The organism is Bradyrhizobium sp. Cp5.3, from assembly GCF_000426265.1.
In the GTDB taxonomy this organism is placed as follows: Bacteria; Pseudomonadota; Alphaproteobacteria; order Rhizobiales; family Xanthobacteraceae; genus Bradyrhizobium; species Bradyrhizobium neotropicale.
The window spans coordinates 269,135-294,932 of record NZ_AUFA01000001.1 but is presented as its reverse complement, the minus strand read 5'-3'; the positions used below and the strand labels follow the sequence as shown (position 1 = coordinate 294,932).

The window sequence follows — 25,798 nt, the reverse complement described above, 5'->3', positions numbered from 1 at the left end:
GCGGGCTTTTGATTTTTGGTGTGCCCGCAGACCTAAGGGCATGCGCTCGCGTTTCACAAGATCAAAGTGAGGGAGAACTTCCATGAGTGCATCCGCCTCTCCTGCATCCACCGGCTCGCCGGGGATCCCGCATCTCGACGTCGATCCCTTTGCGATGAATTTTTTTGCCGACCCCTATCCCACGCATGAGGTGCTGCGGGAGGCGGGGCCGGTTGTCTATCTCGACAAGTGGAACGTCTATGGCGTGGCGCGCTATGCCGAGGTCCATGCCGTCCTGAACGATCCCGCGACCTTCTGCTCCAGTCGTGGCGTCGGCTTGTCCGATTTCAAGAAGGAGACGCCGTGGCGGCCGCCGAGCCTGATCCTCGAGGCCGATCCGCCCGCACACACCCGTACCCGCGCCGTGCTCTCAAGGGTGCTGTCGCCGACGGTGATGAAGCAGGTGCGCGACCGCTTTACCGCGGCGGCCGAAGAGCGGGTGGACGCGCTGATCGATAAGCGGAGCTTTGACGCGGTCGCGGATCTTGCGGAAGCCTATCCACTCTCGATCTTCCCGGATGCGCTCGGCCTCAAGCCCGAAGGCCGCGAGCACCTCATTCCTTATGCGAGTGTCGTATTCAACGCCTTCGGCCCGCCCAATCAGTTGCGCCAGGAGGCGATCGAACGTTCGGCCCCGCACCAGGCCTATGTCGCCGAGCAATGCCAGCGCGAAAACCTCGCGCCCGGCGGGTTTGGCGCCTGCATTCACGCCCGGGTCGACGAGGGCGAGATCACGGCCACCGAGGCGCCGCTGCTGGTGCGCTCGCTGCTGTCGGCCGGTCTCGACACCACCGTCAACGGCATCGGCGCCGCGATCTATTGCCTCGCCCGCTTTCCCGATCAATGGCAGCGCCTGCGCGACGATCTCTCGCTCGCGCGCGGCGCGTTCGAGGAGGCGGTTCGCTTTGAAAGTCCGGTGCAGACCTTTTTCCGCACCACGACGCGCGATGTGGAGCTTTCAGGTGCTCAGATCGGCGAGGGCGAAAAAGTGCTGATGTTCCTTGCCGCCGCCAATCGCGATCCGCGGCGCTGGGACAAGCCGGACAGCTATGACATCACCCGCCGCACGTCCGGCCATGTCGGCTTCGGCTCGGGCATCCACATGTGCGTCGGTCAGCTCGTCGCCCGTCTCGAGGGCGAGGTGATGCTGACGGCGCTCGCCAAGCGCATTGCGAAAATCGAGATCACCGGCGAGCCGCAGCGCCGCTTCAACAACACGCTGCGCGGGCTCGACAGCCTGCCGGTCACCATCACCCCGGCCTGACGAGGAGCCTTGATGCCTGCGATTACCTTCATCCATTCCGACGGCAAGTCCGACCGCGTCGAGACCAGCGACGGCGAAAGCGCCATGCAGGCTGCGACCCGTCACGGCCTCGACGGCATCTTGGCCGAGTGCGGCGGCAACGCTATGTGCGCGACCTGCCACGTCTATGTCGACGAGAGCTGGCTCGCCCGGCTGCCCGCGATGGCAGACGACGAGGACGCGCTGCTCGACGGCGCCGCCGCCGAGCGCAGCCCCGCGAGCCGGCTGTCCTGTCAGATCGTGATCACGCCCGATCTCGACGGGCTCGTGCTGAGGCTGCCGGAGCGACAGGTCTGAATTTTCGACCGCGCCGACAACGAGCGACGCGGCAAACAATCGAACAGGGGAGGGAACTATGAGACATCTGAAGTGGACGCTCGCGCTGGCCGCGAGCCTCCTGAGCGGCGCGGCCAGCGCCGAGATCTCGGACAATGTCGTACGCGTCGGCGTGCTCAACGACATTTCCGGCATCTTCCAGGACACCAACGGCATGGGCTCGGTCGAAGCCGCGCGCATGGCCGCCGAGGACTTCAACGGCGGCGGCAAGAACATCAAGGTCGAGATCGTCTATGCCGATCACCAGAACAAGGCCGACGTCGGCAACGCGATCGCGCGCAAATGGCTCGACGTCGAAGGCGTCGACGCCATCGTCGACGTGCCGAACTCGGCCGTCGGCCTCTCCATCAACGCGCTGCTGCGCGACAGCCGCATGACGTTCCTGGCGTCCTCAACGGCAAGCTCGGATCTCACCGGCAAAGCCTGTTCGCCCAACACCATCCAGTGGGTCAACGACACCTGGGCGACCGGCAACACCACGGCGGCCGCGATGGTGTCGCGCGGTGGCAAGGAGTGGTATTTCCTCACGGTGGACTTCGCGCTCGGCAAGGGCATCGAGTCGGAGGCGCAGAAATACATCGAGGCGCATGGCGGCAAGGTGATCGGATCAAGCAAGCATCCGCTCGGCACCTCCGATTTCGCCTCTTTCCTGTTGCAGGCACAGGGCTCGAAGGCGCAGGTGATCGGCCTCGCAAATGCCGGCGGCGACACCATCAACGCGGTGAAGCAGGCCGCGGAGTTCGGCATCCAGCAGAGCGGCCAGAAGCTCGTCGCCTTCCTGCTCTTCATCAACGACGTGCACGGCATGGGCATCAAGGTCGCCCAGGGCCTCCAACTCATGGAGGCCTTCTACTGGGACATGAACGACGACACCCGCGCCTTCGCGAAGCGTTTCGCCGCGCGGCCCGGCATGAACGGCAAGATGCCGAGCGGCAATCAGGCCGGCGTCTACGCCTCCACGCTCGCCTATCTCAACGCGGTCGCCGCCACCGGCAGCGACAACGCCAAGGACGTCGTGCCCGAGATGAAGAAGTTCAGGGGCAAGGACAAGCTGTTCGGCGACACGACAATCCGCCAGGACGGCCGCGTTGTGCACCCGATGTATCTGTTCGAGGTGAAGAAGCCGGAGGAGTCGAAATATCCGTACGACTATTACAAGCTGATCTCGACGATTCCCGCGGACCAGGCGTTCCGTCCGTTGGCGGAAGGCGGGTGTGAGCTGGTGAAGTAGCTCTTCCAGCCACGAACTCTTATGCACCCTCTCCCCTTGTGGGAGAGGGTGGCTTCGCGAAGCGAAGCCGGGTGAGGGGTTGTCTCCGCGAACGAATCTCTCGCAATTGAACGTGCCGATAGAGACCCCTCATCCGGCGCTTCGCGCCACCTTCTCCCACAACAAGGGGAGAAGGGAAGGCTACACCACCTTGCTGCTGCCCTGCGTGATCAGCCGCGCGGCACGCTGGTCGCGGGCGTAGATCCAGAGCCAGCTCAAGGCCACGCTGAGACGGTGGCGCAGGCCAATCAGGAAGTAGATGTGGGCGATGCCCCAGATCCACCACGCGATCGTGCCGCGCAGCTTGATGCGACCGAAGTCGATCACCGCGAGCCGCTTGCCGATCTGCGCCAGGCTGCCGGCGTGCTTGTAGCGGAACGGGCCGGTTGCTTGGCCGCGCAGGCGTGCCTTGATGGTTTCGGCGACGTGGCGTCCCTGCTGCTTGGCGGCCGGCGCGATGCCGGGCACCGGCTTGCCCTCCCAGGCGTTGATGCTGACGGTGTCGCCGATCGCAAAGATCTCGGGATGGCCGGGGATCGTCAGATCAGCCTCGACCTGCACGCGCCCGGCACGATCGGCTGGGGCACCCAGCCACTCGGCGGCGGGCGAGGCGCGCACACCGGCAGCCCAGATCCGGGTCTTGGCATTCAATCGCTGCCCGCCATAGACCACGCCTTCGCGGTCGATGTCGGTGACGGGCTGTCCCAGCACGACCTCGACGCCAATCTTTTCCAGCGAGGCCTGCGCATAGGCCGAGAGATCGTCGGCAAAGCCGGCCAGCACGCGCGGGCCCGCCTCGATCAGCACCACGCGCGCCTTCCGCGTATCGATGTTGCGGAAGTCGTCGGGCAAAGTGTGATGTGCCATCTCGGCGATGGTGCCGGCCATCTCGACGCCGGTGGGGCCGGCGCCGATGATGGCGAAGGTGAGCCGGGCCGCGCGCCGCGCCGGATCGGTCTCGCGCTCGGCGCGCTCGAACGCGACCAGGATGTGCCGGCGCAGCGTGGTCCCGTCCTCCAGCGTCTTCAGGCCCGGCGCCCACTGCTCCCATTCGTCATGGCCGAAATAGGCATGCCGCGCGCCGGTCGCGAGCACGAGCGTGTCGTAGGGCACCTCGCTGCCATCGTCGATCAGGACGCAGCGCCGCTCGGCGTCGACGCCGCTCACCGTCGCAAACAGCGTCGTCACCTCGCGCCGGTCGCGCATGAGATGGCGGACCGGCCAGGCGATCTCGCTGGTCGCGAGCGAAGCCGTCGCGACCTGGTAGAGCAGCGGCTGAAACAGATGATGGTTGCGGCGGTCGATCAGCGTGATCTCGACCGGCGCGCCTGTGAGCCGGTAGGTCGTCTCCAGGCCGCCAAAGCCGGCTCCGACGATGACGACGCGGTGGGGTGTCGTGGTCATGATGCGTCCTCGAATCTCGCTATCTCTTCTCTTCATTTAAGAGCGGATCGGGCGCCGCGGTCCAATAGCCGTCATCAATTGGGGAATAGGCGGGATGTATCGATATCCGCGAAAAAGCGCCGCAGGCTTCGCCAAAGTGAGTAGAATTATATTTCTTGCCATCCCCGATTGGGGCGAAATATGGTGCAGGGGCGGGCGCTGAGCCATTGGCGGCCCGACAGATTTTGCGTTCAAATAGAGACGACCCGGGGCGGCGATCACTCCGTTTCCGGGATCAATAATTCAAGGAGGGGAGTGATTATGAGGACGGCATTCTGGCTGGCGGGTGCGGCTGCGCTCGCGCTGGCAAGCCCGGCATTCGCCGGCGACACCATCAAGATCGGCTTCGTTTCGACGTTCAGCGGCCCGACCGCCGTGATCGGCAACGACATGCGCAACTCGTTCGAGCTGGCGCTCGATCATCTCGGGCGCAAGATGGACGGCAAGCCGGTCGAGGTGATCTACGAGGATGACCAGCAGAAGCCGGATGTCGGCAAGCAGAAGACCGAGAAGCTGGTGCAGTCCGACAAGGTCGATTTCATCGTCGGCTACATCTGGTCCAACGTGCTGCTGGCCTCGCTGAAGACCGCGGTCGATTCGAAGACCTTCATGATTTCGGCCAATGCCGGTCCGTCGCAGCTCGCCGGCGAGCTGTGCTCGCCCTACGTATTCTCGACCTCCTGGCAGAACGACCAGACGCCGCAGGCGATGGGCCTCTACATGAACCAGAAGGGCGTGAAGAGCGTCTTCCTGATCGGGCCGAACTACGCCGCCGGCAAGGACATGCTCGCGGGCGTGAAGAGCACCTTCAAGGGCGAGATCAAGGGCGAGGAATACACGGTCTGGCCGAGCCAGCTCGATTTCTCCGCCGAGCTCTCCAAGGCGCGCGCCTCCGGCGCCGAATCGATCTTCGTATTCTATCCGGGCGCGGCCGGCGTGCAGTTCCTCAATCAATATGCGCAGGCCGGCCTGAAGAGCACGATGCCGCTCTACACCGCCTTCACCGTCGACGAGCTCTCGCTGCCGCTGCAGAAGGAGAATGCGCTCGGGGTTCCCGGGGCGCAGGAATGGGTCAACGACCTGCCCAACGAGCAGAACAAGCGCTTCGTCGCCGACTATCGCAAGAAATACACCGGCCTGCGCCCGACCTATTACGGCGCCCAGGCCTATGACGCCGCCCAGCTCATCAACAGCGCGGTGGTCGCGGTGAAGGGCGACACCAGCAAGAAGGACGCGATGAAGGCCGAGATGGAGAAGGCCAACTTCAAGTCGCTGCGCGGCGCCTTCAAGTTCGGCAGCAACCACATCCCGGTGCAGAGCTTCTATCTGCAGGACGTGGTCAAGGACGCCGAAGGCCAGCTCTCGCTGAAGACAATCGCCACCATCGTCGAGAACGACCAGGATCGCTTCCACGACAAGTGCCCGATGAAGTGAGCTGAGGTCTCCTCTCCCTCTCCCCGTTCTTACGGGGGAGAGGGGCGGGGTGAGGGGCTGCTTCCGCGAGCACGCTCGGTGTTAGGTTCGCGAAAATTCCACCTCTCCGTCATTGCGAGCGAAGCGAAGCAATCCAGAATCTTTCCGCGGAGAGATTCTGGATTGCTTCGTCGCCTTGCTCCTCGCAATGACGGCGCGGATTGTGCGTTCGCAATCGCGCTCATGAGACTCGCGGAGAGTCCCCCTCACCCGGATTGCATCTTCGATGCAATCCGGCCTCTCCCCGCAGGCGGGGAGAGGCGAAGAGGCACCTACACCCGTGGCACGCTGGCGGGCCGCACTTCGCGCGCTTGCGCGGCGAGACGGATCCCCGCGTTGGCTGCGCCAAATCCCTGATAGCTCCTTCGCTCGACGATCTCGAAGAAGAAGCGCTCGTCGAAAATGTGGGTGTAGACCTGGAAGAACTCGCCGTCGCCCTCGCGGTCATAGAGGATGTGATTGGCGCGAAGCTTCGCCATGACCTCCGGTGCAAGGTCGTATTTGGCTTCAATGTCGTCGTAGTAGTTGTCCGGAATATCGAGGAAGTCGGCGCCGCGTGCGCGCATCGCGGCAACCGTCGCAAAGATGTCCTCGCACGAGAACGCGACGTGCTGCACGCCCGAGCCGAAGAATTCCGAGATGAACCGCGCCGGCAGCGTGCGGTTGGCGGATGAGCCGTTGAGCACAAAGCGCAGGCTCCGGTCGCCATTGATGACGGCCTGGCTCTGCACGAGCCCCCTGGGATCGGCGATCTCCATCTGCGGCAGCCGCGTCAGATCGAGAATGCCGGTGTAGAACAACAGCCACGACAGCATCTCGTCATAGGGCATCGACTGCGCGATGTGGTCGACGGCGAGCAACGCGTCCGCATTTGCGTTGCTCGCAATCGTCTCGAAATCCGTGTCCCAGTTCTTGCCGGCTTGATCGAGGAAATACAAAAGGCTGCCGCCGACACCATGGATCGCGGGAATCTCCAGCTCGCCCGGCCCGACCGGCTGATAGAAGGTGCGCGCCTTCAGCGTCTCGGCTCGCTGCATGGCGAGGCCGGCATTGTCGACATCGAGCGCAATGGCGCAGACGCCGGGGCCGTGCGTGACGTAGTGCGAATGCGCGAAGCCGTCGGTCTCGCAATTGATCACCAGCTCGACCTTGCCCTGCGACCAGCGCTCCACCGCCTTGCTGTGGTGCCTGCCGGTCTTGCGGAAGCCGAGCTGCGCGAGCAGGCGGGCGAGATCGTCCGCCTTGGTCTCGTTGACGGCAAACTCGACGAAGCCGGTGCCGCGGCTTTTGGCCTTCGGCGCGAGCGGCTCGCCGATCAGCTTCGGCCAATCCGGTGCAAGCTGGTCTTCCAACAGAATGAGTGAGCGCAGGCCGTCGATCGCGGTCTGCGCGGCCGAGCCGGCGCGGAACTGGTCGTTGAAAATCTCCAGCGACAGCGGCCCGGCATAGCCGGTCGCCGCGATCGCCTCCATGAACTCGCCGACCGGCAAATCGCCCTGGCCGGGGAAGGAGCGGAAATGCCGGCTCCACGACAGGATGTCGAGCTCGAGCCTCGGCGCGTCCGCAAGCTGCACCAGAAAGATCTTGTCACCGGGGATCGACGCCATCGCGCGGGTCGGAAAGCCCGGCGCCAAGGCGTGAAAGCTGTCGAGGATGACCCCGATCGCGGGATGATCGGCGCGCCGCACGATCTCCCAGGCGTCGCGGTAATCGTTGACATGGCGCCCCCAGGCCAGCGCCTCGTAGCCGACGCGCAAGCCACGCTTGACCGCGCGCTCGCCGAGCTCACGAAAATCGTCCGCGGCGCGATCGATGCCGCCGAGCGAGCTTGGGGAGACGTTGGAGCAGATCAGAAGCAGGTCGGTCCCGAGCTCCTGCATCAGGTCGAACTTGCGCTCGGCGCGGGCGAAATTGCGGGCGCGTTGCGGCTCCGGCATGCCTTCGAAATCGCGGAACGGCTGGAACGCGCAGATCGCGAGATTGAGATCGCGGCAGAGCTTTGCGATGTCGCGGGGGCCTGCGCCGAAGGACAAGAGATCGTTCTCGAAAATCTCGACCGCGTCGAAGCCGGCCGCCGCGATGGCGCGGAGCTTTTCATCGAGAGCGCCGGAGAGGGAGACCGTCGCGATCGAGCGCTTGTTCATGCTGCCTGCTCCATGATCCGGCCCGGCGATATGATGAGCCCTGTGCGGGCGGCTTCACTGACGGCTTCGACGACGGCCAGTGTTCCCATCGCATCCTCAACGGAAATCAGCGGCTGTTCGCGGCCTGCGATGACGGACAGGAAATGCCGGAGCTGCTCGGCGAGCGGATCGTACCTGGAGAGTGCGACGGCCTCGCGAAGCAGCGGCGCGTGCCAGCCGGGATTCTTCGGATAGGACCACAGCTCCATGGTCGGCACCGACAGCGAGCCGTTCGTCCCGGCGAAGACGTAACAGGGCTGATCCTGCTTCGGATACGCCGCGTTCTCGCCCGAGCTCAGCTCCCAGCTCCATGGCGCCGGTGTCGCGTCCGATACGGTCACCGTTCCCAGCGCGCCGCTGGCGAAGCGCAACAACAGTGCCGCGGTGTCTTCGACTGGAAAGCCGCGGACCATGTTCGAGGTCAGCGCCTGCACCTCGGCGATCTCGCCGCAGATGAAGCGCAGGTTGTCGATGTCATGGATGAGGTTGATGAGAAGCGGCCCGCCGCCCGCTTCGCGCCGCCAGGCCACCTCGAAATAATCGTCGGGCTTCTTCAGGAGCCACAGCCCGGCCACGGCAGTCAGCCGGCCGAGCTTTCCGGTCGCGACTGCCTCGCGTGCAGCCTTGATGATCGGATTGTGCCTGCGGTGATGGCCGACCAGCATTGGCGCGCCGGTTCGCTTGACGGCAGCGCACAGGCGCTGCGCGGCGGCAACCGTCTCGGTCACCGGCTTTTCGATCAGCGCCGGCACGCCTGCCGCTGCGCAATCGAGCGCCATCGGCAGGTGCAGCGTGTTTGGCGAAGCGATGATGAGGCCGTCGGGCTTCTCCTGCTCCAGCAGCGCGCGATGGTCCGCGTACCAATTTACATTGCGCGCCTGCGCATAGTCCTTTGCCGCAGGCGAGGGATCGGCAATGCCGGCAAGCACGCAATCCCTTGATGCCTCGATCAATTCGATATGGCGGCGGCCGATCAGGCCGGCGCCGGCAACGGCGATGCGCATTTGCGCGCTCATGCCGCACTCTCCTCCATGGCGCCGCCGAGGAAGAGCTGGCCGATGCGCGGGTCGTTCAGAATCCGTTCGGCCTTGTCGACCATGCGGGTCTGGCCGAGTTCGAGCACGATGCCAAAATCGGAGATCTCCAGCGCCGAGCGCGCGTTCTGCTCGATCATCAGGATCGTGACGCCGCGGTCGCGCAGGGATTTGAGGATATCGAAGGTCTGCTGCACCATCAGCGGCGACAGGCCGATCGAGGGCTCGTCGATCAGCACGAGCTTCGGCTCGAGCAGGAGCGAGCGTGCGATCTCGAGCTGCTTCTGCTCGCCGCCCGACAGCGTCGAGGCCTGCTGCGTGGATTTCCGCCGCAGCGCCGGGAACAGGTCGAGCGCGGCCTCGATCCGGCTCTGCAGGTCGATGCCCTTCGCCGCGACGCCGCCGAGCTCGATATTGTGGCGCACCGACAGCTCGGGGAAGATGTTGCGGCCCTGCGGCACGTAGCAGATGCCGGCGTTGAGCAGCGCGCGCTGGCTCAAGTTCGTGACGTCGCGGTTCGCAAAGCTGATCTTGCCCTCGCGCAGCTTCAAGAGGCCGAAGATCGCCTTGAACACCGTCGACTTGCCGGCGCCGTTGGGGCCGATGATGGTGGTGATGGTCGCCTGCGGCACGGCGAAGGTCGTGCCGTTCAGGATGGTCATCTTGCCATAGCCGCCGACGAGATTGTGAACCGAGAGGATCGGATCGCTCATGGCTCGCTCCCTCAATGTCCCAGATAGGCTTCGATCACGGCGGGGTTCTTCCGGACTTCGTCCGGCCGTCCCATCGCCAGCACCTTGCCTTCCGCCATCACCATCACGCGCGAGCACAGCGACATCACGAATTCCATGTTGTGCTCGATCACGACGAAGGTGGCGTTCTTCTCGCGGTTGATCGCGACGAGGCGATCCTTCAGGTCGGCCAGCATCGACGGGTTGACGCCGCCGGCGGGCTCGTCGAGCAGCACCAGGCGCGGTCCGCCCATGAAGGCCATGGCGGCGTCGAGCAGCTTCTGCTGGCCGTAGGAAAGGCCGCCGGCCGGCTCGGCGGCGAGATGATCGAGCTTGAAGAAGCCGATCATCTGGTCGGCGGCGCCGGTCAATCCGGCGTCGGAGCGGCCGACGAGGCGCGAGGCCATGTTGCCCTGGTGCTCCTGCCCGGCAAGGATCAGGTTCTCGCGCACCGAGAGCTTTGGAAACACCTGCAGGAGCTGGAAGGTGCGGCTGACACCGAGCTTGTTGAGCTCGGACGGACGCAGGCCCGTCACCGTCTTGCCGTCGAGCTTGACCTCGCCGCTGCTCGGGGTGAGCTGGCCGAGGATGCAGTTGAACAGGGTCGACTTGCCGCAGCCGTTCGGCCCGATCAGGCCGAGGATCTCGCCCTCGCGGACGTCGAAGCTGACGCCGTCGACGGCGCTGATGCCGCCGAAGTTCTTCTTGATGTCTGTGACTTCGAGCACCGCACTCATTGCGCCGTCTCCAGCCGTGATTTCGCGACGGCGCGCAGCGCGGAGGCTGCCTTGGTGCGGCGCGCGGCCATGTAGCGATCGAGGATTCCCAGGATGCCCGTCGGCGACCAGATCAGCAGCAGCATCACCGCGATCGCATAGAGCATCAAATAGTAGCCCTCGGTGAAGCGCAGCCATTCCGGCAGCAGCACCGCGATCATCGCCCCCAGGAACGGGCCGAAGTAGAAGCCGGCGCCGCCGACGATCACCATCATCAAGAGGTCGAGCGAGAGCGACAGGTTGAACGGTACGGGGTCGATATATTGCGTCAGCGGGGCATAGAGTGCGCCGGCGACGCCGCCGAGTGCCGAGCCGATCGCAAAGGCCATCAGCGTATAGCGCCGCGTATCGACACCGAGCGACTGCGCGCGCAGCGGATTTTCGCGCAGCGCCATGAAGGCGCGGCCCCAGGGCGAGCGGATCAGCCACCACACCGCGACCGACACGATCGCGAGCGAACCGAGGCAGACATAGTAGAACGGCAGCGGCTTGTTGGTCGCGAGGCCAAAGACGTGTGGCCGCGGAATGTTGGAGATGCCGTAGATGCCACCGGTGAGCCAGCTCTCGTTGCGGAACACCAGGAAGGCGAGGGTGGAGAAGGCGAGCGTGACGAAGGCGAGGTAATGGTGCTGCACGCGCAGCGCCGGATAGCCGAGCACCCAGCCGACCGCGAAACTCGACACGATCGCCACCACGATCGCCGCCGGCAGCGGCCAGCCATGGGTCGTCATGATCGCGGCGGCATAGGCGCCAATGCCGACGAAGGCGCCCTGCGCCAGCGAGACCTGGCCGGCATAGCCGAGCGTGAGGTTGAGCCCCATCGCGGCGATGGTCATCACCGCCCACTGGCTCAGGATGAACAGGCCGTAGCGGTTGAAGTTCATGGGGACCACGATCAGGCCAGCGACGACGGCGAGGAGGAGCGCGATCTTCAGGGGCTTGGCAAATCCGCTCATACCGTGCGCTCCTCGGCGCGGCCGAGCAATCCTTGCGGCCGGAACAGGATGACGACGATCAGGAAGATCAGCGGCACGGCGGCGCGATATTGGGTCGAGACATAGCTTGCCGCGAGATTGTCGAGCACGCCGATCAACAGGCCGCCGGCGATCGCGCCGCGCACCTGGTTGAAGCCGCCGACGATCGCGGCGATGAAGGCGGCTTGGCCCAGCACCTCACCGGAAGAGAATTTTGCCAGATAGATCGGCGTGATCAGCAGCGAGGCCAGCGCGACCAGGAAGGCGTTGATCAGGAAGGTCAGGAGGATCATCCGCTCGACGGGCACGCCAATGATGCGCGCCACCGTCGGGTTCTGCGCCGCCGCCTGCATCTGGTGGCCGAGCGAGGTGCGGTTCAAAAGCGCGGTCAGGCCGAAGACCGCGAGAATGGCGACGACGAGCACGCCGATGCTCTGCAGCGAGACGGCGTGACCGAGCACCGAGATGTCGCCGGTCGGCACGATCGAAGGGAAGGGCGAGGCTTCGGCGCTGAAGAACTGCTTCACCGCCTCCTTGATGCCGATCGCCAGCGCCATGGTGGCAATCGCGAGCGGCAGCACGCCGTGACGCATCATCGGGTCGACCAGCAGCATCTTGAAGGCGAGGCCGAGCAGGATCATCGAGAGCAGGATTCCGAGGATGATCGCGAGCCAGAATGGCGCTCCCACATGCATTGCCGCCAGCATCAGGAAGGCCGGCAGCATCACGAACTCGCCTTGCGCGAAGTTGATGGTCTGCGAGGTCTGCCATAATAGCGTGAAGCCGACCGCCACCAGCGCGTAGATGGCGCCTGTGGCAAGTCCCGCGACCAGAAGATCGAACAGATTGGACATGGGTTCTCCCGGGCCGCGCGGCCCTGATGACTTGTTCGAAGCGAGTACCGGTACTTTTCACCTCGCCCCGCTCTCTTTTCTCCCTCTCCCCGTTCTTACGGGGAGGGGGTCGGGGTGAGGGGCTTTCTCCGCGAGTTCAACTGTCGCCGTGATCGCGGAAGCAGCCCCTCACCCCAACCCTCTGCCCGCGAAGAGCGGGGAGAGGGAGAAGAGAGGCAGGCCTCTCCCCGTAAGAACAGGGAGAGGAGACTCACTTCGCCTTCGGCAGCACCTGCTTTACGACCTGCTTGCCTTCCACGACCTCGACCAGGAAGCTCTGGCGATCGATGTCGCCGTTCTGGTCGAAGGTGACATCCATCAGGATACCCGGCTCGTCCGCGGCCTTGATCGTCAAGCCGTGCAGCGTGTTCGCGAACCCCTTGGAATCGACCTTGCCCATCTTCTCGGTGGTGGCTTTCACCATGTAGACGGCGAGATAGCCCTTCAGGCCGTTGTGGTCGGGCACGTAATTGTACTTCTTGGCGAACTTGTCGCGGAACGCCTTGATCAGCTCGACAGGCGCGTCGGTGGTGAGGCCGACATGGCCGCGCGCGCCGTTGGCGGCGTCGCCCGCGAGCTCGATCACCTTCTGGCCGATCAGCGTGGTCTCGCCCATCAGCGGCGCGGTCACGCCCTGGCGCTTCAGCTCCTTGAGGATGCGCGCGCTCTCTTCCTCGTTGAGATAGACGAAGACGGCGTCGGGATTGGCGGCCTTGATCTTGCCGACGTCGGCGGCGAAGTCGGCCTGGCCGGCTTCGGTCGAGAGGTCGGCGACGACCTTGGAGCCGAGGCGGTCGAGCTCCTTGACGACGACGTCGCGCCCGCCGCGGCCAAAGTCATTGTTGACCCAGACCACTGCGACCGTCTTCGCCTTCATCTCGTCGTGGATGTACCTTGCGACCTTCGGCATCGAGGATTGCTGGCCGAACGAGGTGCGGAACAGGAACTTGTTGCCGGCCTGCGTCAGCTCGGCGGCCTCGCCGCCCATGATCTGCGCGATGCCGGCTTCGGCTGCGAGCGGCGCTGTCACCTTCACGGAGCCCGAGTAGCCGGGTCCGAGCAGCACGTAGGGCTCGGCGTCGAGCGCCTTCTGCACTTGGGCACGGGCGACACCAGGGTTGGATTGCGAGTCGGCGTGGGTGACCTCTAACTTGCGGCCGAGCACGCCGCCCTTGGCGTTGATCTCCTCGATCGCGAGGTCGATGCCATTCTTCCAGTTGGTGCCGACGGTGGCGCCGCCGCCCGAGAGTTCGGCGACATCGGCGAGCTTGATCGCCTGGCCATGGGCGCCGGTTGCGGCAGCAAAGGCAAGCAGGGCGCCTGCCAGAATGGTCGATTTCATCGTCTCCTCCAGTTCGCTTGATTGTGTCAGCGGCCTTGTGTCCGGCCGCTTGGGTTACGCTGCGTGATAGGTTGAGCTTCGTGTCGCCATCACCTCGTCGAAAGCCTCTCCCATGACTTCGGTCGATGGGGCAAGGCCCGTGAACAGCTCGAAGGCATCGGCGGCCTGATAGATCGCGAGCTCCCGCCCGGTCATGATGCGCGCGCCCTTGGCGCGCGCTGCCGCCAGCAGCGGCGTGATCAGCGGCGAATAGACGGCGTCGGCGACCCACAATCCCTCGTGCAGCAGCGTGGCCGGGACCGGCATGCCCCGGTTCGGCAGCATGCCGACCGGTGTACCGTTGACGAGGCCGGTTGCGCCATCAAGCGCATCCTCGACGCTTCTAGCGACCGTGGCACCGCTTCGCGCTGCAAGCAGCGAGGCGAGTTTCCCGGCGCGCGCCGGCTCGCTGTCGAAAATGCGGATGTCGGCCACCTCCAGGCTCGCCAGCGCGAAGGCGATCGCCTTGCCGACGCCGCCGGCGCCAATGACGGCAACCGCGTTGGCAGATGGCGCCAGCAGCGGCGCCACTGCGCGGGCAAAGCCCGTGGTGTCGGTGTTGTGGCCGATCAGCCGGCCGTCCCTGACGACGACGGTGTTGACGGCGCCCATGGCGGCGGCGCCCGGCGCCAGCTCGTCGAGCAGCGGGACCACCGCCTCCTTGTAGGGATAGGTGACGTTGATGCCGGCGAAGCCGAGACGGCGCACGCCCTCGAGCAGCGTGCTGAGCAGTGCGGCATCCGCGCCGGCGATCTCGATGAGCTGGTAATGGCCACGCAAGCCAAGCGCCTCGGCGGCGCGCTCATGCATGGCGGGAGAAGCGGAGTGTGCGATCGGCGCGCCGAGCAGGCCGGTGAGGAGCTTCTTGCTGGTGGCGGGTCCGCGCTTCGACATGATCCACTATCGTCTCGTGAGGGGCGTTGTTTCCCGGCCATTAGCGGGGAAATCCGCGCAATTCCAAGAGTGACGATAGACTTTCCCCTGCCTAACACAATTACTCATTTATCCGGCAAACCTAACATGGTGTTATTTTCGCCGACCGCGCGCGGCGCCGCCTTTTCCATTGCTGCGGGAGGGTTCGACAGCGCGCATCTCGGCGCGCAGCGCCTCGATGAAATATTCGACGTGGAGCGACAGCGGCGCGCCGCGCTTCACCGCGATGTAGGTGTCGAACCGCGTCGGCTCGGTGATCTTCAACAGCTCGATTCCGGGGTAGCCGCCATGGGCGACCGTGAACTGGTCGATGATGGCGATGCCGAGCCCCGCCTTCACCAGCGCGCAGACCGTGGTGCCGAAGCGCGCGCGGATGGTGATGTTGTAGTCGAGCCGGTGGCGCGCGAAGATCTCGGCCATGATCCGTCCATACGGATCGTTGGGATCGATGCCGATCAGCGGATAGCGGGTGATCTCGGCCGCCGAAACCTGCTTCCGCCCGGCAAGCTCGTGACCGGGCGGCACAATGCAATAGAGCTCGCCCGAGGCGAGCGGCATGAAGTCGAGGCCGGAATGCTCGAGCCGGTAGCTCATCGCAACGCACTCGCCACGGCCGAGCAGGAGGTAGTCGATGGCCTCCTCGAGCTTGAGGATGTTGATGTCGATGCCGAGATCCGGATAACGGCGCCGGACGCGCTCGATCGCGCGCGGCACCATCACCTGCGAGATGCTCGGCACCGAGCCGATGCGCAGCTCCGACAAGCCGCCGCGTCCGATCTTGGAGATGATCTCGGAGAGATCGTCGACCTTCTTGTAGACGCCGTTGATCTGCTCAAAAATGTTCTCCGCCTCCGGCGTCGGGAAGTAGCGGCCGTTCTGACGCTGGAAGAAGCGGATGCCGAGCGAACGCTCGGTGTATTTGACCAGCCGGCTGATGCCGGGCGCCGACACGTTGAGCAGCTTCGCCGCGCCGCCGATGGTGCCCGTCACCATCACGGCACGGATCACTTCGACCTGGCGCAGCGTCATCATGTCCCGGACATCCCGAAAGGCGATCGCGGCGATCATCTCACGAGCAATGTGAGGACTTCCAGCGGCAAATGCTTGTCAACATGGAGAGCCGCGCGGCGCTTCACCCTCCCCTGGAGGGGGAGGGTAAGCGAGAGCGCGGCTCGCAACGGCGGAGCAACGCGGTCAGATTGTTGGACTAAAATCGGCGCGTACAAATGGAGAGGCGGCGGCGTCGCGCGATGGGTTTCATCGGCAACGTTGCAGCAACGGCGCGGCTCAGTTCGCCGGGCCCTCGGGGGAAGCGCTGTCGGGCAGCTTTGCGCGCTCGCTTTCCAGCACTTCGCGCGCGAACTCGATGATCTTCTGCTTGTTTGCCGTTTCGCGGACGGCGAAAAACACGCGGTTGAGTTCGAGGCCGAGCACGCTGTTGAGGGCGATGTTCTCGTCTTCCATCGTGGTTTCCCGCTTCGGACGATCGGAGGTGTATCTTGACGCCCATTCTTCCACAAGTAGATTAAATGTTCGGCCCGCGTGTCGCACCGGGAAACTACGGGAGCAGCGAATTGAGGCAGCCCCCAAAGACGTGCTATACCGAACGGCAAGGGACGGGAATCTCGCTGATGTCCGCCGTTGACTATGGCCGGGAAGCGCTCGACTTCATCGAAGGTCTGGGAGCCTACAGGAGGGTCCCGGATGCCATGGATGCGCTTGAAACAGCGTTCAACCGCTTCGGGTTCGAGCACATGATCGTGACGGGTTTACCGAATCCCGATCAGCGCTTCTCGCAGATGGTGCTTGCCAAGCGTTGGCCAGCGGAATGGTTCAAGATCTATACCGAGAGGAACTTTGACCGCGTCGATCCGGTCATCCGCAAATGCCGGCAGACTGTGAATCCGTTCGAATGGTCCGAGGCGCCCTATGATACGGAACTCGAGCCCGGAGCTGTCGAGGTGATGCGGCGGGCCGCCGATTTCCGTATGTCGCGCGGCTTCGTCGTGCCGATTCATGGCCTGACGGGCTATGAGGCTGGCGTCTCGCTCGGTGGCGTCAACCTCGATCTCAATGCGCGCAGCAAGCCGGCGCTGCATCTGATGGCGATGTACGGCTACGACCACATTCGGCGTCTGCTCGATCCGGCGCCGCATCCGTCGACGCGGCTCACGCCGCGCGAGCGCGAGGTGATCGCCTGGGCCGCGCAAGGCAAGTCCGCTTGGGAGATCGGCGAGATCCTGAGCATTACCCAGCGCACCGCAGAAGAGCACCTTGCAACCGCCGCGCGCAAGCTCGGCGCGGTCAACCGGACGCACGCGGTTGCGATCGCGATCCGCCACAGAATCATCAATCCATGAGCCTCTGCGCCTACTGGGAAATTTCCCAATAGTCGTGCCGGGCTTTTTTTCCGAGGCTTCCCCCATTTCGAGCTATGGGGGACTTCATGATTCATGTGATTTCTGCCGACAATCGACACCTCTATGAAGAGGTGATCGAGCGGCATTTCCAGGTGAGGCACGAGATCTTCGTCGAGGAGCGCAAGTGGGAAGCGCTGCGCAGGCCCGACGGCCGCGAGATCGACGCCTATGACAATGAGGACGCGATCTATTTGCTCGCCCTGGAGGACCGCCGCGTGCTCGGCGGCTCTCGGCTCTATCCCACCACCAAGCCGACGATGATGAGCGAGGTCTTTCCGCATCTCGCCGCGGTGCGCGGCTGCCCCGCCGATCCGCTGGTGTGGGAGTGGTCGCGCTTCTTCGTCACGCGCGATCGTCGCGACGGCGCGTTCAACCTGCAACTGATGGCCGCGGCGCAGGAGTTCTGTCTCGAACAGGGCATCGAGCGGCTCTGCCTGGTCATGGAGACCTGGTGGTTGCCGCGCTTCCACGACATCGGGTTCGTCGTGACACCGCTCGGATTGCCGGCCCTGATCGAGAACTCGTGGACCATGGCGGCAACGATCGAGGTTCGCCAGCAGTCGCTCGATATCGTGCGGGAGCGCATCGGGATGACGCAGGTCATCCAGCAGGACGGTCCACGCATCGATGCCATCGCCCGTGCCAACAGCTGCGGCCTTGCCGCAGCGCAACGAAAGACCGCCTGAGATGTCGAATATCATGCGGGACATCCAGATCATGGCACAGACGAAGGACGAGAATCTCGGCTACATGTCCGACATGGCGCTCGAGCTCGCGCAGATGGCAGAGGACTCCGGACTGGCGACGCTCGCCTATCTGTTCCGGATGGCGGCGCTGGAAGCTTCCACTGTGGACACCGTCATGGCCGAGCCGGACGACTTTTCGCACCAGATGACGTCGCATTAGACGCATCCTCTTCCTTTCCCGAAGGACACGCTTTCAACCTCCCCCGCAAGGGCAGGGCTATCGCATATGCTCTTGCGGCGCGAACGCGCTCGGCCTTCATGGTTCGAGACGCGCCGTAAGGCGGCGCTCCTCATCATGAGGATCTAGGATTTCGCCGCGAAATAAGACCTCATCCTGAGGAGCCCGCCAAAAGCGGGCGTCTCGAAGGATGGGCCGCAAGGAGCCTACCTGCCACCGAGGTGATCACGCGCATCCCGTCATCCGACCTGCGCGCAGTGAGTTGCAGCCGGACGTCATCAGCAACCTGACCGTTCAACATCCACCAATCGCTCCGCCGTGGAAGCCGTAGGTGCGGCAGCTTGACCCATTCGCGCGGCAACTTTCTTGCGAGGCTGCTCGGCTGCGGGCATCGAGCTGCAACAAAGTGCATGTCTGGCGCAGAATCGCTCTTGCCTCGGAACGATACTGCCATTACCCATTTTTCTGCCTTGAAGAGGCGGGGGGAGCTCTTTCACTGATGGCGACCGTGTTCGAACATCGGCGCGACTCTGTGTGCGCCTGAAAGAGTTTTGATGCTGCTCGTCGTCGAACAATTCTTGAACGGATTGCAGTTCGGCCTGCTGCTGTTCCTGCTCGCCGCCGGCCTGACGCTGGTGTTCGGGATCATGGATCTCGTCAACCTCGCACACGGCTCGCTCTACATGATGGGCGCCTATTTCGCCGCGACCTTCGCGGCGTGGACCGGCAGCTTCGTCCTCGGCGCGCTGATGGCGCTCGGCGCGACACTGCTGCTCGGCATCGCGCTGGAAGTTACGGCACTGCGGCATCTGTACGGACGCGACCATCTCGACCACGTGCTGGCGACCTTCGGCCTGATCCTGTTCTTCAACGAGGCCGTGCGACTGATCTGGGGCCCGGCGGGCCTCGCGCTGCCGCTGCCGGCCTGGCTCACGGTGCCAGTGCCGATCCTGCCCGGCATCCACTATCCGGCCTATCGGCTCGCGATCATCGTGGTGGCGCTGCTGGTGGCGCTGCTGCTCTATCTCGGCGTGATGCGCACACGCATCGGCATGCTGATCCGGGCCGGCGCCTCCAACCGCGAGATGATCGGCGCGCTCGGCATCAACATCAAGCTGCTCTACACGCTGGTGTTCGGCCTGGGCGCCGCGCTCGCAGGCCTTGCCGGCATGATGCAGGCGCCCATCCTCACGGTGCAGATCGGCATGGGCGAGAACATCCTGATCCTCGCCTTCGTCATCATCGTGATCGGCGGCATCGGCTCGATCCGCGGCGCCTTCCTCGCCGCGATCTTCGTCGGCATGATCGACACGCTTGGCCGTGCCTTCCTGCCCAACCTATTGCGGCAGGTGCTGAGCGGCGCCGCCGCCTCCACCGCCGCGCCCGCGCTGTCGTCCATGCTGATCTACCTCCTCATGGCGATCGTGCTGGTGGTGCGGCCGGAGGGGCTGTTTCCGGCCAGCCGTCGATGAAGGGTTTGAACGTGAGCAAGGCCGTCACGGCCCTGATGCTGGCGGGCCTCGTGCTACTGCCGCTCTATTCGTCGCTGTCCGGCAACATCTTCATCCTGACGCTGTTCACCCGCATCGTCATCCTGGCGCTGGCCGCCGCGAGCCTCAATCTGATCATGGGCTATGGCGGCATGATGAGCTTTGGCCACGCCGCCTATCTCGGCATCGGCGGCTATGCCGTCGGCATTCTGGCGCAGGAAGGCGTCGGAAGCGGCTTCGTCCAGTTTCCGGTCGCGCTCGCGGCCTCCGCGCTGTTTGCGCTCGTGATCGGCGCGCTCAGTTTGCGCACCCGCGGCGTCTATTTCATCATGATCACGCTCGCGTTCGCGCAGATGGCCTATTACGTCGCCTCGGGCCTCGCGCGCTACGGCGGCGACGACGGTCTCACGGTCTACAAGCGCAGCGACTTCTCCGGCCTGATCAACCTGTCGGACCGCGTGCAGTTCTACTATCTCTGCCTCGCCGGCCTCCTCGGCGTGATCTTCCTGATCTGGCGCATCGTCAATTCGCGCTTCGGCCTCGTGGTGCAGGGCCTGCGCTCCAACGAGCAGCGCATGCAGGCGATCGGCTTCCCGGCCAAGCGCTACCAGCTCGTCTGCTTCGTCATTGCCGGCACCATGTGCGGGCTCGCTGGCGCGCTGCTCGCCAACAACACCGATTTCGTCAGCCCCGCCGTGATGTACTGGACCCGCTCCGGCGATCTCATGGTGATGGTCATCCTCGGCGGCATGGGCACGCTGTTCGGCCCGGTCATGGGCGCGGTGGTGTATCTGCTGCTGGAAGAATTTTTGTCGCAGATCACCGAATACTGGGCGCTGATCATGGGCCCGCTCTTGCTGCTGATCGTGCTGTTCGGGCGCGGCGGCATCATGGGCCTGCTCGGGAGGCTCAATCGTGGCTGATCCGCTGCTCCGCGTCGAAAAGCTGGTGCGCCGCTTCGGCGGCATCACGGCGACGGATAACGTCTCGCTCGACGTCGCGGCCGGCGAGCTGCACGCCATCATCGGCCCAAACGGCGCCGGCAAGACCACGCTGATCAGCCAGCTCACCGGACATCTTGCCCCACACGCCGGCACGGTCTCGCTCGGCGGCCGTGACATCACCTATCTGTCGGCCTATCGCCGCTGTGCGCTGGGGCTTGCGCGCTCGTTCCAGATCACCTCGCTGCTGCTCGATTTCACCGCCGCCGACAACGTCGCACTCGCTGCGCAGGCGCATGCCGGCACGTCGTTCCGCTTCTTCGCCAATGCGCGCAAGGAGAAAGGACTGCGCGATGCCGCGCACGCCGCGCTCGACCGCGTCGGCCTGTCCCATCGCGCCGATGTCGTGGTATCCCGGCTCAGCCATGGCGAGCGGCGCGAGCTCGAGCTCGCGGTCGCGCTCGCGAGCAAACCGAAACTGCTGCTGCTGGACGAGCCGATGGCGGGCCTGGGCGTCACCGAATCCCAGCGCATGGTGAAACTGCTGCAGGAGCTGCGCAAGGAAGTCTCGATCGTGCTGGTCGAGCACGACATGCCGGCGGTGTTCGCGCTCGCCGACCGCATCTCGGTGCTGGTCTATGGCCGCGTCATCGCCTCGGGCGATCCGGCCGCGATCCGCCAGAACGACGAAGTCAAGCGCGCCTATCTCGGCGACCAGCATGTGGTGACGCACCATGGCTGACACGCTGCTCGACGTCGACGGCATCGAGACCTGCTACGGCCTCTCCCAGGTGCTGTTCGGCCTGTCCCTGTCCATCAAGCCCGGCGAGATGGTCTCGCTGATGGGCCGCAACGGCATGGGCAAGACCACGACCATCCGCTCCATTATGGGCCTGACGCCGGCGCGCGCGGGGGCGATCCGTTTTGCCGGTGCGGAGGTGCGGCAGCTCCCGTCCTACAAGATCGCAAAGCTCGGCGTCGGACTGGTGCCCGAGGGACGCCAGATCTTTCCGAACCTCAACGTGCGCGAAAATCTCGTCGCGGCCGCCGCCGATCGCTTCGGCAGCGACAATCCCTGGACGCTCGCCGCGATCTACTCGCTGTTTCCGCGGCTCGCCGAGCGCGCCTCCAACATGGGCAATCAGCTCTCAGGCGGCGAGCAGCAGATGCTCGCGATCGGCCGTGCGCTGATGACCAACCCGAAGCTCCTGATCCTGGACGAGGCGACCGAGGGCCTGGCGCCGCTGATCCGCGAGGAGATATGGAACTGCCTGTCGATGCTGAAGAAGCGCGGCCAGTCGATCCTCGTGGTCGACAAGAACGTCGACCACCTCGCCCGCATCTGCGACCGCCACTACATCATCGAGCGGGGCAAGACGGTGTGGAGCGGCACATCGGACGAGCTGATGGCCGAACCGGATCTGCAGCACCGGTATCTCGGGATTTGAATCTCGATTGACGGCTGGAGGGGCGGCACGCGTGCGTCGGTCGTGGAAGACGCTGCCGCGGCCTCGTCATTGCGAGCGCAGCGAAGCAATCCAGTATCTTTCCGCGGAGGCAGTCTGGATTGCTTCGCTTCGCTCGCAATGACGGAGCAGAGGACTACCTGCCATTCACCAATAGATCCCGTGGCGTGCAGCTCGCGGACGACGCGGGACTCGGCCGAGGGCGCGCGGTGCTTCGGCTTGGTCGTGGTCGCGGTTTGCGTGGGTGCGGCTGAACTCGTCGCGGCTGGCGCTGTCGTGGCTGGCGTTGTCGACGTCGGCGTTGCCGTCTGCGTGGTCGTGGGCTGTGGCGTGGCGAGAGACTGCGTCGTCTGCGGTGTGCGGGCCGCCGGCGTGGCCGGCTGCTCGGTCGCTGGCTGGCTGGCCAAACTCAGGCTCCGCGAGCCGGCATTCGCCTGGGTCGCAACAAGCGCCACTGCGGCGATCAGCATGAGCTTGCGCATGGAAGCCCCCGTTATCTGGTCAATCCACCTTACCTAAATAGCGTTCGCCCGCTATCGGGACAGGTGATGCGTACCGATTTCAATCAGGGTTGTCCGGCAGGACAGGCGATAAATCAGGCTGAACAATTGGTCCCACATGATCGAACTCCACTGTTTGATCACTTGGTCCCACGCTAAGGCCGCAGTCTTTCCGGCGGTTTTCGCGGCGTCAGGAAAATGGTTTCGTCGGCGGGGGGAGTTATGTCGTCGGAGCAGGCGGGACGAAGTCGTCTCACGGGGGTGTGAGGGGATCAAAACATCTCGAAATATTCGCGGTGCTCCCAGTCGGTGACCTCGGCGAGGAAGCGGTCGATCTCGGCGTTCTTGATGTGGGTGTAGTAGTCGACGAACTCGGCGCCCAGTTTCTCGCGGAAGAACGGATCGTCCTTGAGCGCAGCGACCGCATCGCGCAATGACTTCGGCAGCAGCGGGGCCTTGGTCTCGTACGGCGTATCGGCCGACGGACCCGGATCGAGCTTGCGGTCGACGCCGTCGAGGCCGGAAAGAACCTGCGAGGCCATGTAGAGATAGGGATTGGCGGCGGGCTCGCCGACGCGGTTTTCCAGGCGCGTGGCCGTATCGTTCGCTCCGCCGAGAACGCGGATCATCACGCCGCGATTGTCACGGCCCCAGATCGCGCGGTCCGGTGCCAACGAATAGGAGCGGTAGCGCTTGTAGCCATTGATGGTCGGCGTGGTGAACACGGTCGCGGCGCGGGCGTGGTCGAGCAGACCCGCAAGATAAGCGCGGCCGAATTCGCTCAGCGGCTCGCCGCCTCCCTTCGCCATGAACAGGTTCTCGCCGCTCGCGCGCGAGACGATCGATTGGTGCAGGTGCCAGCCGCTTGCGAACAAATTGGCCAGCTTCGGCCGGCACATGAAGGTGGCGTGATAGCCGTGCCGCCGGGCGATCTGCTTCACGGCAGAGCGGAACAGCACCATGTTGTCGGCGGGCTCCATGCCCTTCTTCGGCTGAAAGGTGAATTCGCACTGGCTCGGTCCGAACTCGACCTCGACGGAGCGCAAGGGAAGCCCGAGCGCGACGATGTCGCGGCGCAGGATTTCCAGCACCGGCTCCATCTGATCGAAGCGCTGTTCGGTGAGATATTGATAGCCGTGGCTGAGCAGGCTCACCGAGGGCGGCGTGCCGGGCTGGCCGGCGTCCTCCGCGCGCATATGTGCGTCGTCGAGCTTGAAGATGTGGAATTCGACCTCGAGCCCCGCGACGAAATCGTGGCCGCGCTTGCCGAGCTCATCGAGCGCCTTGCGATAGAGCCCGCGGGTTGCGAACGGCACGGGGCGGCCATCATTGAAATAGAGATCGCACAGCAGCCAGCCTGTCGCCGGCGCCCAGGGCAGCACGCGGAAGGTGGTGGGGTCGGCGACCATCAGCACGTCGGCCGCGCCCTCCATCTCCTTCATGCCGAACCCGCCGCCGGCGGTGAACACCGGAAACACCGTGCGGTGCGAGGTGTCCTTGGCGAGCATTGTCGTGGTGATGGAGCAGCCGCTTTCCAGCGAGGCGATCGCCTCGGAGGCGATGATGGTCTTGCCGCGCAAGATGCCGTGCTGGTCCGGGAAGGCGAGGCGGATGACCTCGAGGTTCTTCTCCTCGACGATGCGGGAGAGCCGCGTCGCCGCGTCCCTCTGCTCGTCCGACCACAGCGCATGACGCGCGACGAAAGTCACTCCAGAACTCCTTCAGTCGTTGGGTGCGAAATATGCGCCACATGCTCCGTCACTGCGAGCGGAGGATAGGCTTTCACGCACGCTCCGCTGCCGTAGGGTGGGCAAAGCGAAGCGTGCCCACCACGCCCCGTCGTCCGCATGGAAGGATGGTGGGCACGGCGCATTGCGCCTTTGCCCACCCTGCGGGTTCCGCCCATGAGCCTCACTCCGCCGCCGTCAAATGGTGCACCTTGCCTTCGATCTCCTTCGGCACCGGCGCGGTCCAGGGTGCGCCGCGGCGGCGCTTGACGTCGACTTCCATCCAGTAGAGCTCCCAGCCCTGGGTCGGCCCGATGCCGTCCATGGTGGCCGGCCCCTGGATGCTGCGGGCCTTGCTCTCGTCCAAGAACAGCATCGGCCGCTCGCCGCCCACGACCTTCTCGATCTCCTGCCGCAGCAGACGGCGATATTGCACGATCGCCTTGTCGCTCTGGCCGAGATGCTCCTTGGTGCGGTCCTGGATCGCGCCCATCGATTCCACCGCCCACTGGTCGTGGACGTTGATGTCGGTGCCCATGCCGGTGTAGGTCGTGGTCGCCTGCTCGTGCGGATCGAAGCCGTAATCGTTGCTCTTGTTCTTGCGCGAGGTGTAGTCGGGCAGCTCGTAGAGCTCGAGGCGCTGGTCGCGCATCTTCTGCTTGTCGACCGGGTTGGTGTAGCTGGTGAAGATCGCGTACCAGTAGCAGTTCTCGTCGTCGACCGGCACGTGCCACTGCGTGATCGTCATCTCCGTGCTCATGGGGATGACGAAACCGTGCGGGAAGAGCTGGTTGGTCACCCGCACATGGGTGCGCTCCTCGTCGATCTCGCGCAGCGCGATCAGCCGCAGGCCGTATTCGGTGTGCTCGACATTGATGATCGGGCGGTCGTATTCGCGCAGGATTTTCGTCATCGGCAGGTCGCTTCCTGCTGACGCGCCGCGGAACTGCTTGCCGTAGGCGGTGGAGGTGTCCTCGTCCTCGAAGAAGCGGTGCAGATAGGAGGCGTGCGCGGGATCGATGCCGACCTCCAGCGCCTGCAGCCAGTTGCAGGCCATGTGGCCCTTGAAGGCAAAGGTGTGCGTGCCCGGCGCGACGAAGCAGTCGAGCTCCGGAAAGGCGGGCGGGGTGCCCTCGCCGAGATAGGCCCAGAGGATGCCGCTCTTCTCCACCACGGGATAGGAGCGCTGGCGAATGTTTTGGCAGAGCTTCGAGTCCTTCGGCTCCGCCGGTGTCTCGATGCACTGGCCGGTCGCGTCGAACAGCCAGCCATGGAAGGCGCAGCGCAGGCCGCCATGTTCGAGTCGGCCGAAGGCGAGGTCGGCGCCGCGATGCGCGCAGTGGCGGTCGATCAGCCCGTAGCGCCCCTGCTCGTCACGGAACAGCACCAGTTTTTCGCCGAGCAGTTTGACCGGGCGGATCGGACGCGCGCCTTTCAGCTCATCGACCAGCGCCGCCGGCTGCCAGTAGCTCCGCATCAGCTTTCCGCAGGGGTCCTTCGGCCCGGTACGGGTGATCAGGTCGTTCTGCTCCTGGCTCATCATGGCGGTCGCGTCCTTTTT

At 64.7% G+C, this 25,798-nt stretch carries 25 protein-coding genes; 12 read left to right on the top strand and 13 right to left on the bottom strand.

All coding sequences use genetic code 11. The annotated features are described in order from the left end of the window. Nucleotides 1-82 precede the first annotated feature (82 nt). From K289_RS0101420 to K289_RS0101410, 3 genes are read left to right on the top strand one after another with little or no spacing between them, the layout of a single operon-like run. A complete protein-coding gene (locus tag K289_RS0101420) occupies nucleotides 83-1,303 on the top strand; it encodes a cytochrome P450 (protein ID WP_027549812.1) in 1,221 nt (406 codons plus the stop codon). A 12-nt stretch (nucleotides 1,304-1,315) separates the two neighbouring features. After that, nucleotides 1,316-1,639: a 2Fe-2S iron-sulfur cluster-binding protein gene (locus K289_RS0101415; protein ID WP_027549811.1), complete on the top strand. Its 324-nt coding sequence runs from the start codon at nucleotides 1,316-1,318 to the stop codon at nucleotides 1,637-1,639. A gap of 58 nt (nucleotides 1,640-1,697) precedes the next feature. Next, nucleotides 1,698-2,909: an ABC transporter substrate-binding protein gene (locus tag K289_RS0101410; protein ID WP_027549810.1), complete on the top strand. Its 1,212-nt coding sequence runs from the start codon at nucleotides 1,698-1,700 to the stop codon at nucleotides 2,907-2,909. Between the two features lie 180 nt (nucleotides 2,910-3,089). Here K289_RS0101410 and K289_RS0101405 read toward each other — a convergent pair whose 3' ends face one another. Further along, nucleotides 3,090-4,352: an NAD(P)/FAD-dependent oxidoreductase gene (locus tag K289_RS0101405; RefSeq protein ID WP_027549809.1), complete on the bottom strand. Its 1,263-nt coding sequence runs from the start codon at nucleotides 4,350-4,352 to the stop codon at nucleotides 3,090-3,092. A 300-nt stretch (nucleotides 4,353-4,652) separates the two neighbouring features. Between K289_RS0101405 and K289_RS0101400 the strand changes: the two genes are divergently transcribed. Beyond that, a complete protein-coding gene (locus tag K289_RS0101400; RefSeq protein WP_027549808.1) occupies nucleotides 4,653-5,825 on the top strand; it encodes an ABC transporter substrate-binding protein in 1,173 nt (390 codons plus the stop codon). 311 nt (nucleotides 5,826-6,136) lie between these two features. On the opposite strand, the gene K289_RS0101395 is transcribed toward K289_RS0101400, so the two are convergent. The 10 genes from K289_RS0101395 to K289_RS50140 form a co-directional block, all read right to left on the bottom strand. Next, the gene (locus K289_RS0101395) at nucleotides 6,137-8,008 is read right to left on the bottom strand and encodes a bifunctional sugar phosphate isomerase/epimerase/4-hydroxyphenylpyruvate dioxygenase family protein (protein ID WP_027549807.1); all 1,872 of its coding nucleotides are present in this window, start codon (nucleotides 8,006-8,008) and stop codon (nucleotides 6,137-6,139) included. Then, a complete protein-coding gene (locus K289_RS0101390) occupies nucleotides 8,005-9,063 on the bottom strand; it encodes a Gfo/Idh/MocA family protein (RefSeq protein WP_027549806.1) in 1,059 nt (352 codons plus the stop codon). Before K289_RS0101390 ends, K289_RS0101395 begins: the two co-directional genes overlap by 4 nt. Further along, a complete protein-coding gene (locus K289_RS0101385; protein ID WP_027549805.1) occupies nucleotides 9,060-9,794 on the bottom strand; it encodes an ABC transporter ATP-binding protein in 735 nt (244 codons plus the stop codon). Before K289_RS0101385 ends, K289_RS0101390 begins: the two co-directional genes overlap by 4 nt. A gap of 11 nt (nucleotides 9,795-9,805) precedes the next feature. Then, on the bottom strand, nucleotides 9,806-10,549 hold the full coding sequence (locus K289_RS0101380) for an ABC transporter ATP-binding protein (RefSeq protein WP_027549804.1): 744 nt from the start codon (nucleotides 10,547-10,549) through the stop codon (nucleotides 9,806-9,808). Beyond that, nucleotides 10,546-11,544, bottom strand: coding sequence for a branched-chain amino acid ABC transporter permease (locus tag K289_RS0101375; RefSeq protein ID WP_027549803.1), 999 nt, complete (start codon nucleotides 11,542-11,544; stop codon nucleotides 10,546-10,548). Before K289_RS0101375 ends, K289_RS0101380 begins: the two co-directional genes overlap by 4 nt. After that, entirely contained in the window at nucleotides 11,541-12,416 is an 876-nt protein-coding gene (locus tag K289_RS0101370) for a branched-chain amino acid ABC transporter permease (RefSeq protein WP_027549802.1), read from the bottom strand. The genes K289_RS0101375 and K289_RS0101370 overlap by 4 nt, the downstream gene beginning before the upstream one ends. A gap of 250 nt (nucleotides 12,417-12,666) precedes the next feature. Continuing rightward, nucleotides 12,667-13,797: an ABC transporter substrate-binding protein gene (locus K289_RS0101365; protein ID WP_027549801.1), complete on the bottom strand. Its 1,131-nt coding sequence runs from the start codon at nucleotides 13,795-13,797 to the stop codon at nucleotides 12,667-12,669. 54 nt (nucleotides 13,798-13,851) lie between these two features. Continuing rightward, the gene (locus K289_RS0101360) at nucleotides 13,852-14,730 is read right to left on the bottom strand and encodes a shikimate dehydrogenase (protein WP_027549800.1); all 879 of its coding nucleotides are present in this window, start codon (nucleotides 14,728-14,730) and stop codon (nucleotides 13,852-13,854) included. A gap of 132 nt (nucleotides 14,731-14,862) precedes the next feature. After that, a complete protein-coding gene (locus tag K289_RS0101355; protein WP_027549799.1) occupies nucleotides 14,863-15,801 on the bottom strand; it encodes a LysR family transcriptional regulator in 939 nt (312 codons plus the stop codon). Nucleotides 15,802-16,056: 255 nt separating this feature from the next. After that, complete coding sequence (locus tag K289_RS50140; protein WP_145927762.1) at nucleotides 16,057-16,233, bottom strand: hypothetical protein; 177 nt, start codon at nucleotides 16,231-16,233, stop codon at nucleotides 16,057-16,059. A 167-nt stretch (nucleotides 16,234-16,400) separates the two neighbouring features. Between K289_RS50140 and K289_RS0101340 the strand changes: the two genes are divergently transcribed. From K289_RS0101340 to K289_RS50135, 8 genes are all read left to right on the top strand, one after another. Continuing rightward, nucleotides 16,401-17,129, top strand: coding sequence for a LuxR family transcriptional regulator (locus tag K289_RS0101340; RefSeq protein ID WP_027549798.1), 729 nt, complete (start codon nucleotides 16,401-16,403; stop codon nucleotides 17,127-17,129). 86 nt (nucleotides 17,130-17,215) lie between these two features. Next, a complete protein-coding gene (locus tag K289_RS0101335; protein WP_027549797.1) occupies nucleotides 17,216-17,875 on the top strand; it encodes an acyl-homoserine-lactone synthase in 660 nt (219 codons plus the stop codon). 1 nt (nucleotide 17,876) lies between these two features. After that, nucleotides 17,877-18,095 carry a hypothetical protein gene (locus tag K289_RS0101330; protein WP_027549796.1) on the top strand — a complete coding sequence of 73 codons (219 nt, stop codon included), beginning with the start codon at nucleotides 17,877-17,879 and terminating at the stop codon, nucleotides 18,093-18,095. A gap of 572 nt (nucleotides 18,096-18,667) precedes the next feature. Continuing rightward, on the top strand, nucleotides 18,668-19,585 hold the full coding sequence (locus tag K289_RS0101325) for a branched-chain amino acid ABC transporter permease (protein WP_027549795.1): 918 nt from the start codon (nucleotides 18,668-18,670) through the stop codon (nucleotides 19,583-19,585). Beyond that, nucleotides 19,582-20,526: a branched-chain amino acid ABC transporter permease gene (locus tag K289_RS0101320; protein ID WP_027549794.1), complete on the top strand. Its 945-nt coding sequence runs from the start codon at nucleotides 19,582-19,584 to the stop codon at nucleotides 20,524-20,526. The genes K289_RS0101325 and K289_RS0101320 overlap by 4 nt, the downstream gene beginning before the upstream one ends. Continuing rightward, nucleotides 20,519-21,286 carry an ABC transporter ATP-binding protein gene (locus K289_RS0101315; protein ID WP_027549793.1) on the top strand — a complete coding sequence of 256 codons (768 nt, stop codon included), beginning with the start codon at nucleotides 20,519-20,521 and terminating at the stop codon, nucleotides 21,284-21,286. The genes K289_RS0101320 and K289_RS0101315 overlap by 8 nt, the downstream gene beginning before the upstream one ends. After that, the gene (locus tag K289_RS0101310) at nucleotides 21,279-21,992 is read left to right on the top strand and encodes an ABC transporter ATP-binding protein (protein ID WP_027549792.1); all 714 of its coding nucleotides are present in this window, start codon (nucleotides 21,279-21,281) and stop codon (nucleotides 21,990-21,992) included. The genes K289_RS0101315 and K289_RS0101310 overlap by 8 nt, the downstream gene beginning before the upstream one ends. 258 nt (nucleotides 21,993-22,250) lie before the next feature. Then, on the top strand, nucleotides 22,251-22,529 hold the full coding sequence (locus K289_RS50135) for a hypothetical protein (protein WP_198024648.1): 279 nt from the start codon (nucleotides 22,251-22,253) through the stop codon (nucleotides 22,527-22,529). 253 nt (nucleotides 22,530-22,782) lie between these two features. On the opposite strand, the gene K289_RS0101300 is transcribed toward K289_RS50135, so the two are convergent. Beyond that, entirely contained in the window at nucleotides 22,783-24,219 is a 1,437-nt protein-coding gene (locus K289_RS0101300; protein ID WP_027549790.1) for a glutamine synthetase family protein, read from the bottom strand. A gap of 202 nt (nucleotides 24,220-24,421) precedes the next feature. Continuing rightward, nucleotides 24,422-25,780 carry an aromatic ring-hydroxylating dioxygenase subunit alpha gene (locus tag K289_RS0101295; protein ID WP_027549789.1) on the bottom strand — a complete coding sequence of 453 codons (1,359 nt, stop codon included), beginning with the start codon at nucleotides 25,778-25,780 and terminating at the stop codon, nucleotides 24,422-24,424. Nucleotides 25,781-25,798: the final 18 nt, after the last annotated feature.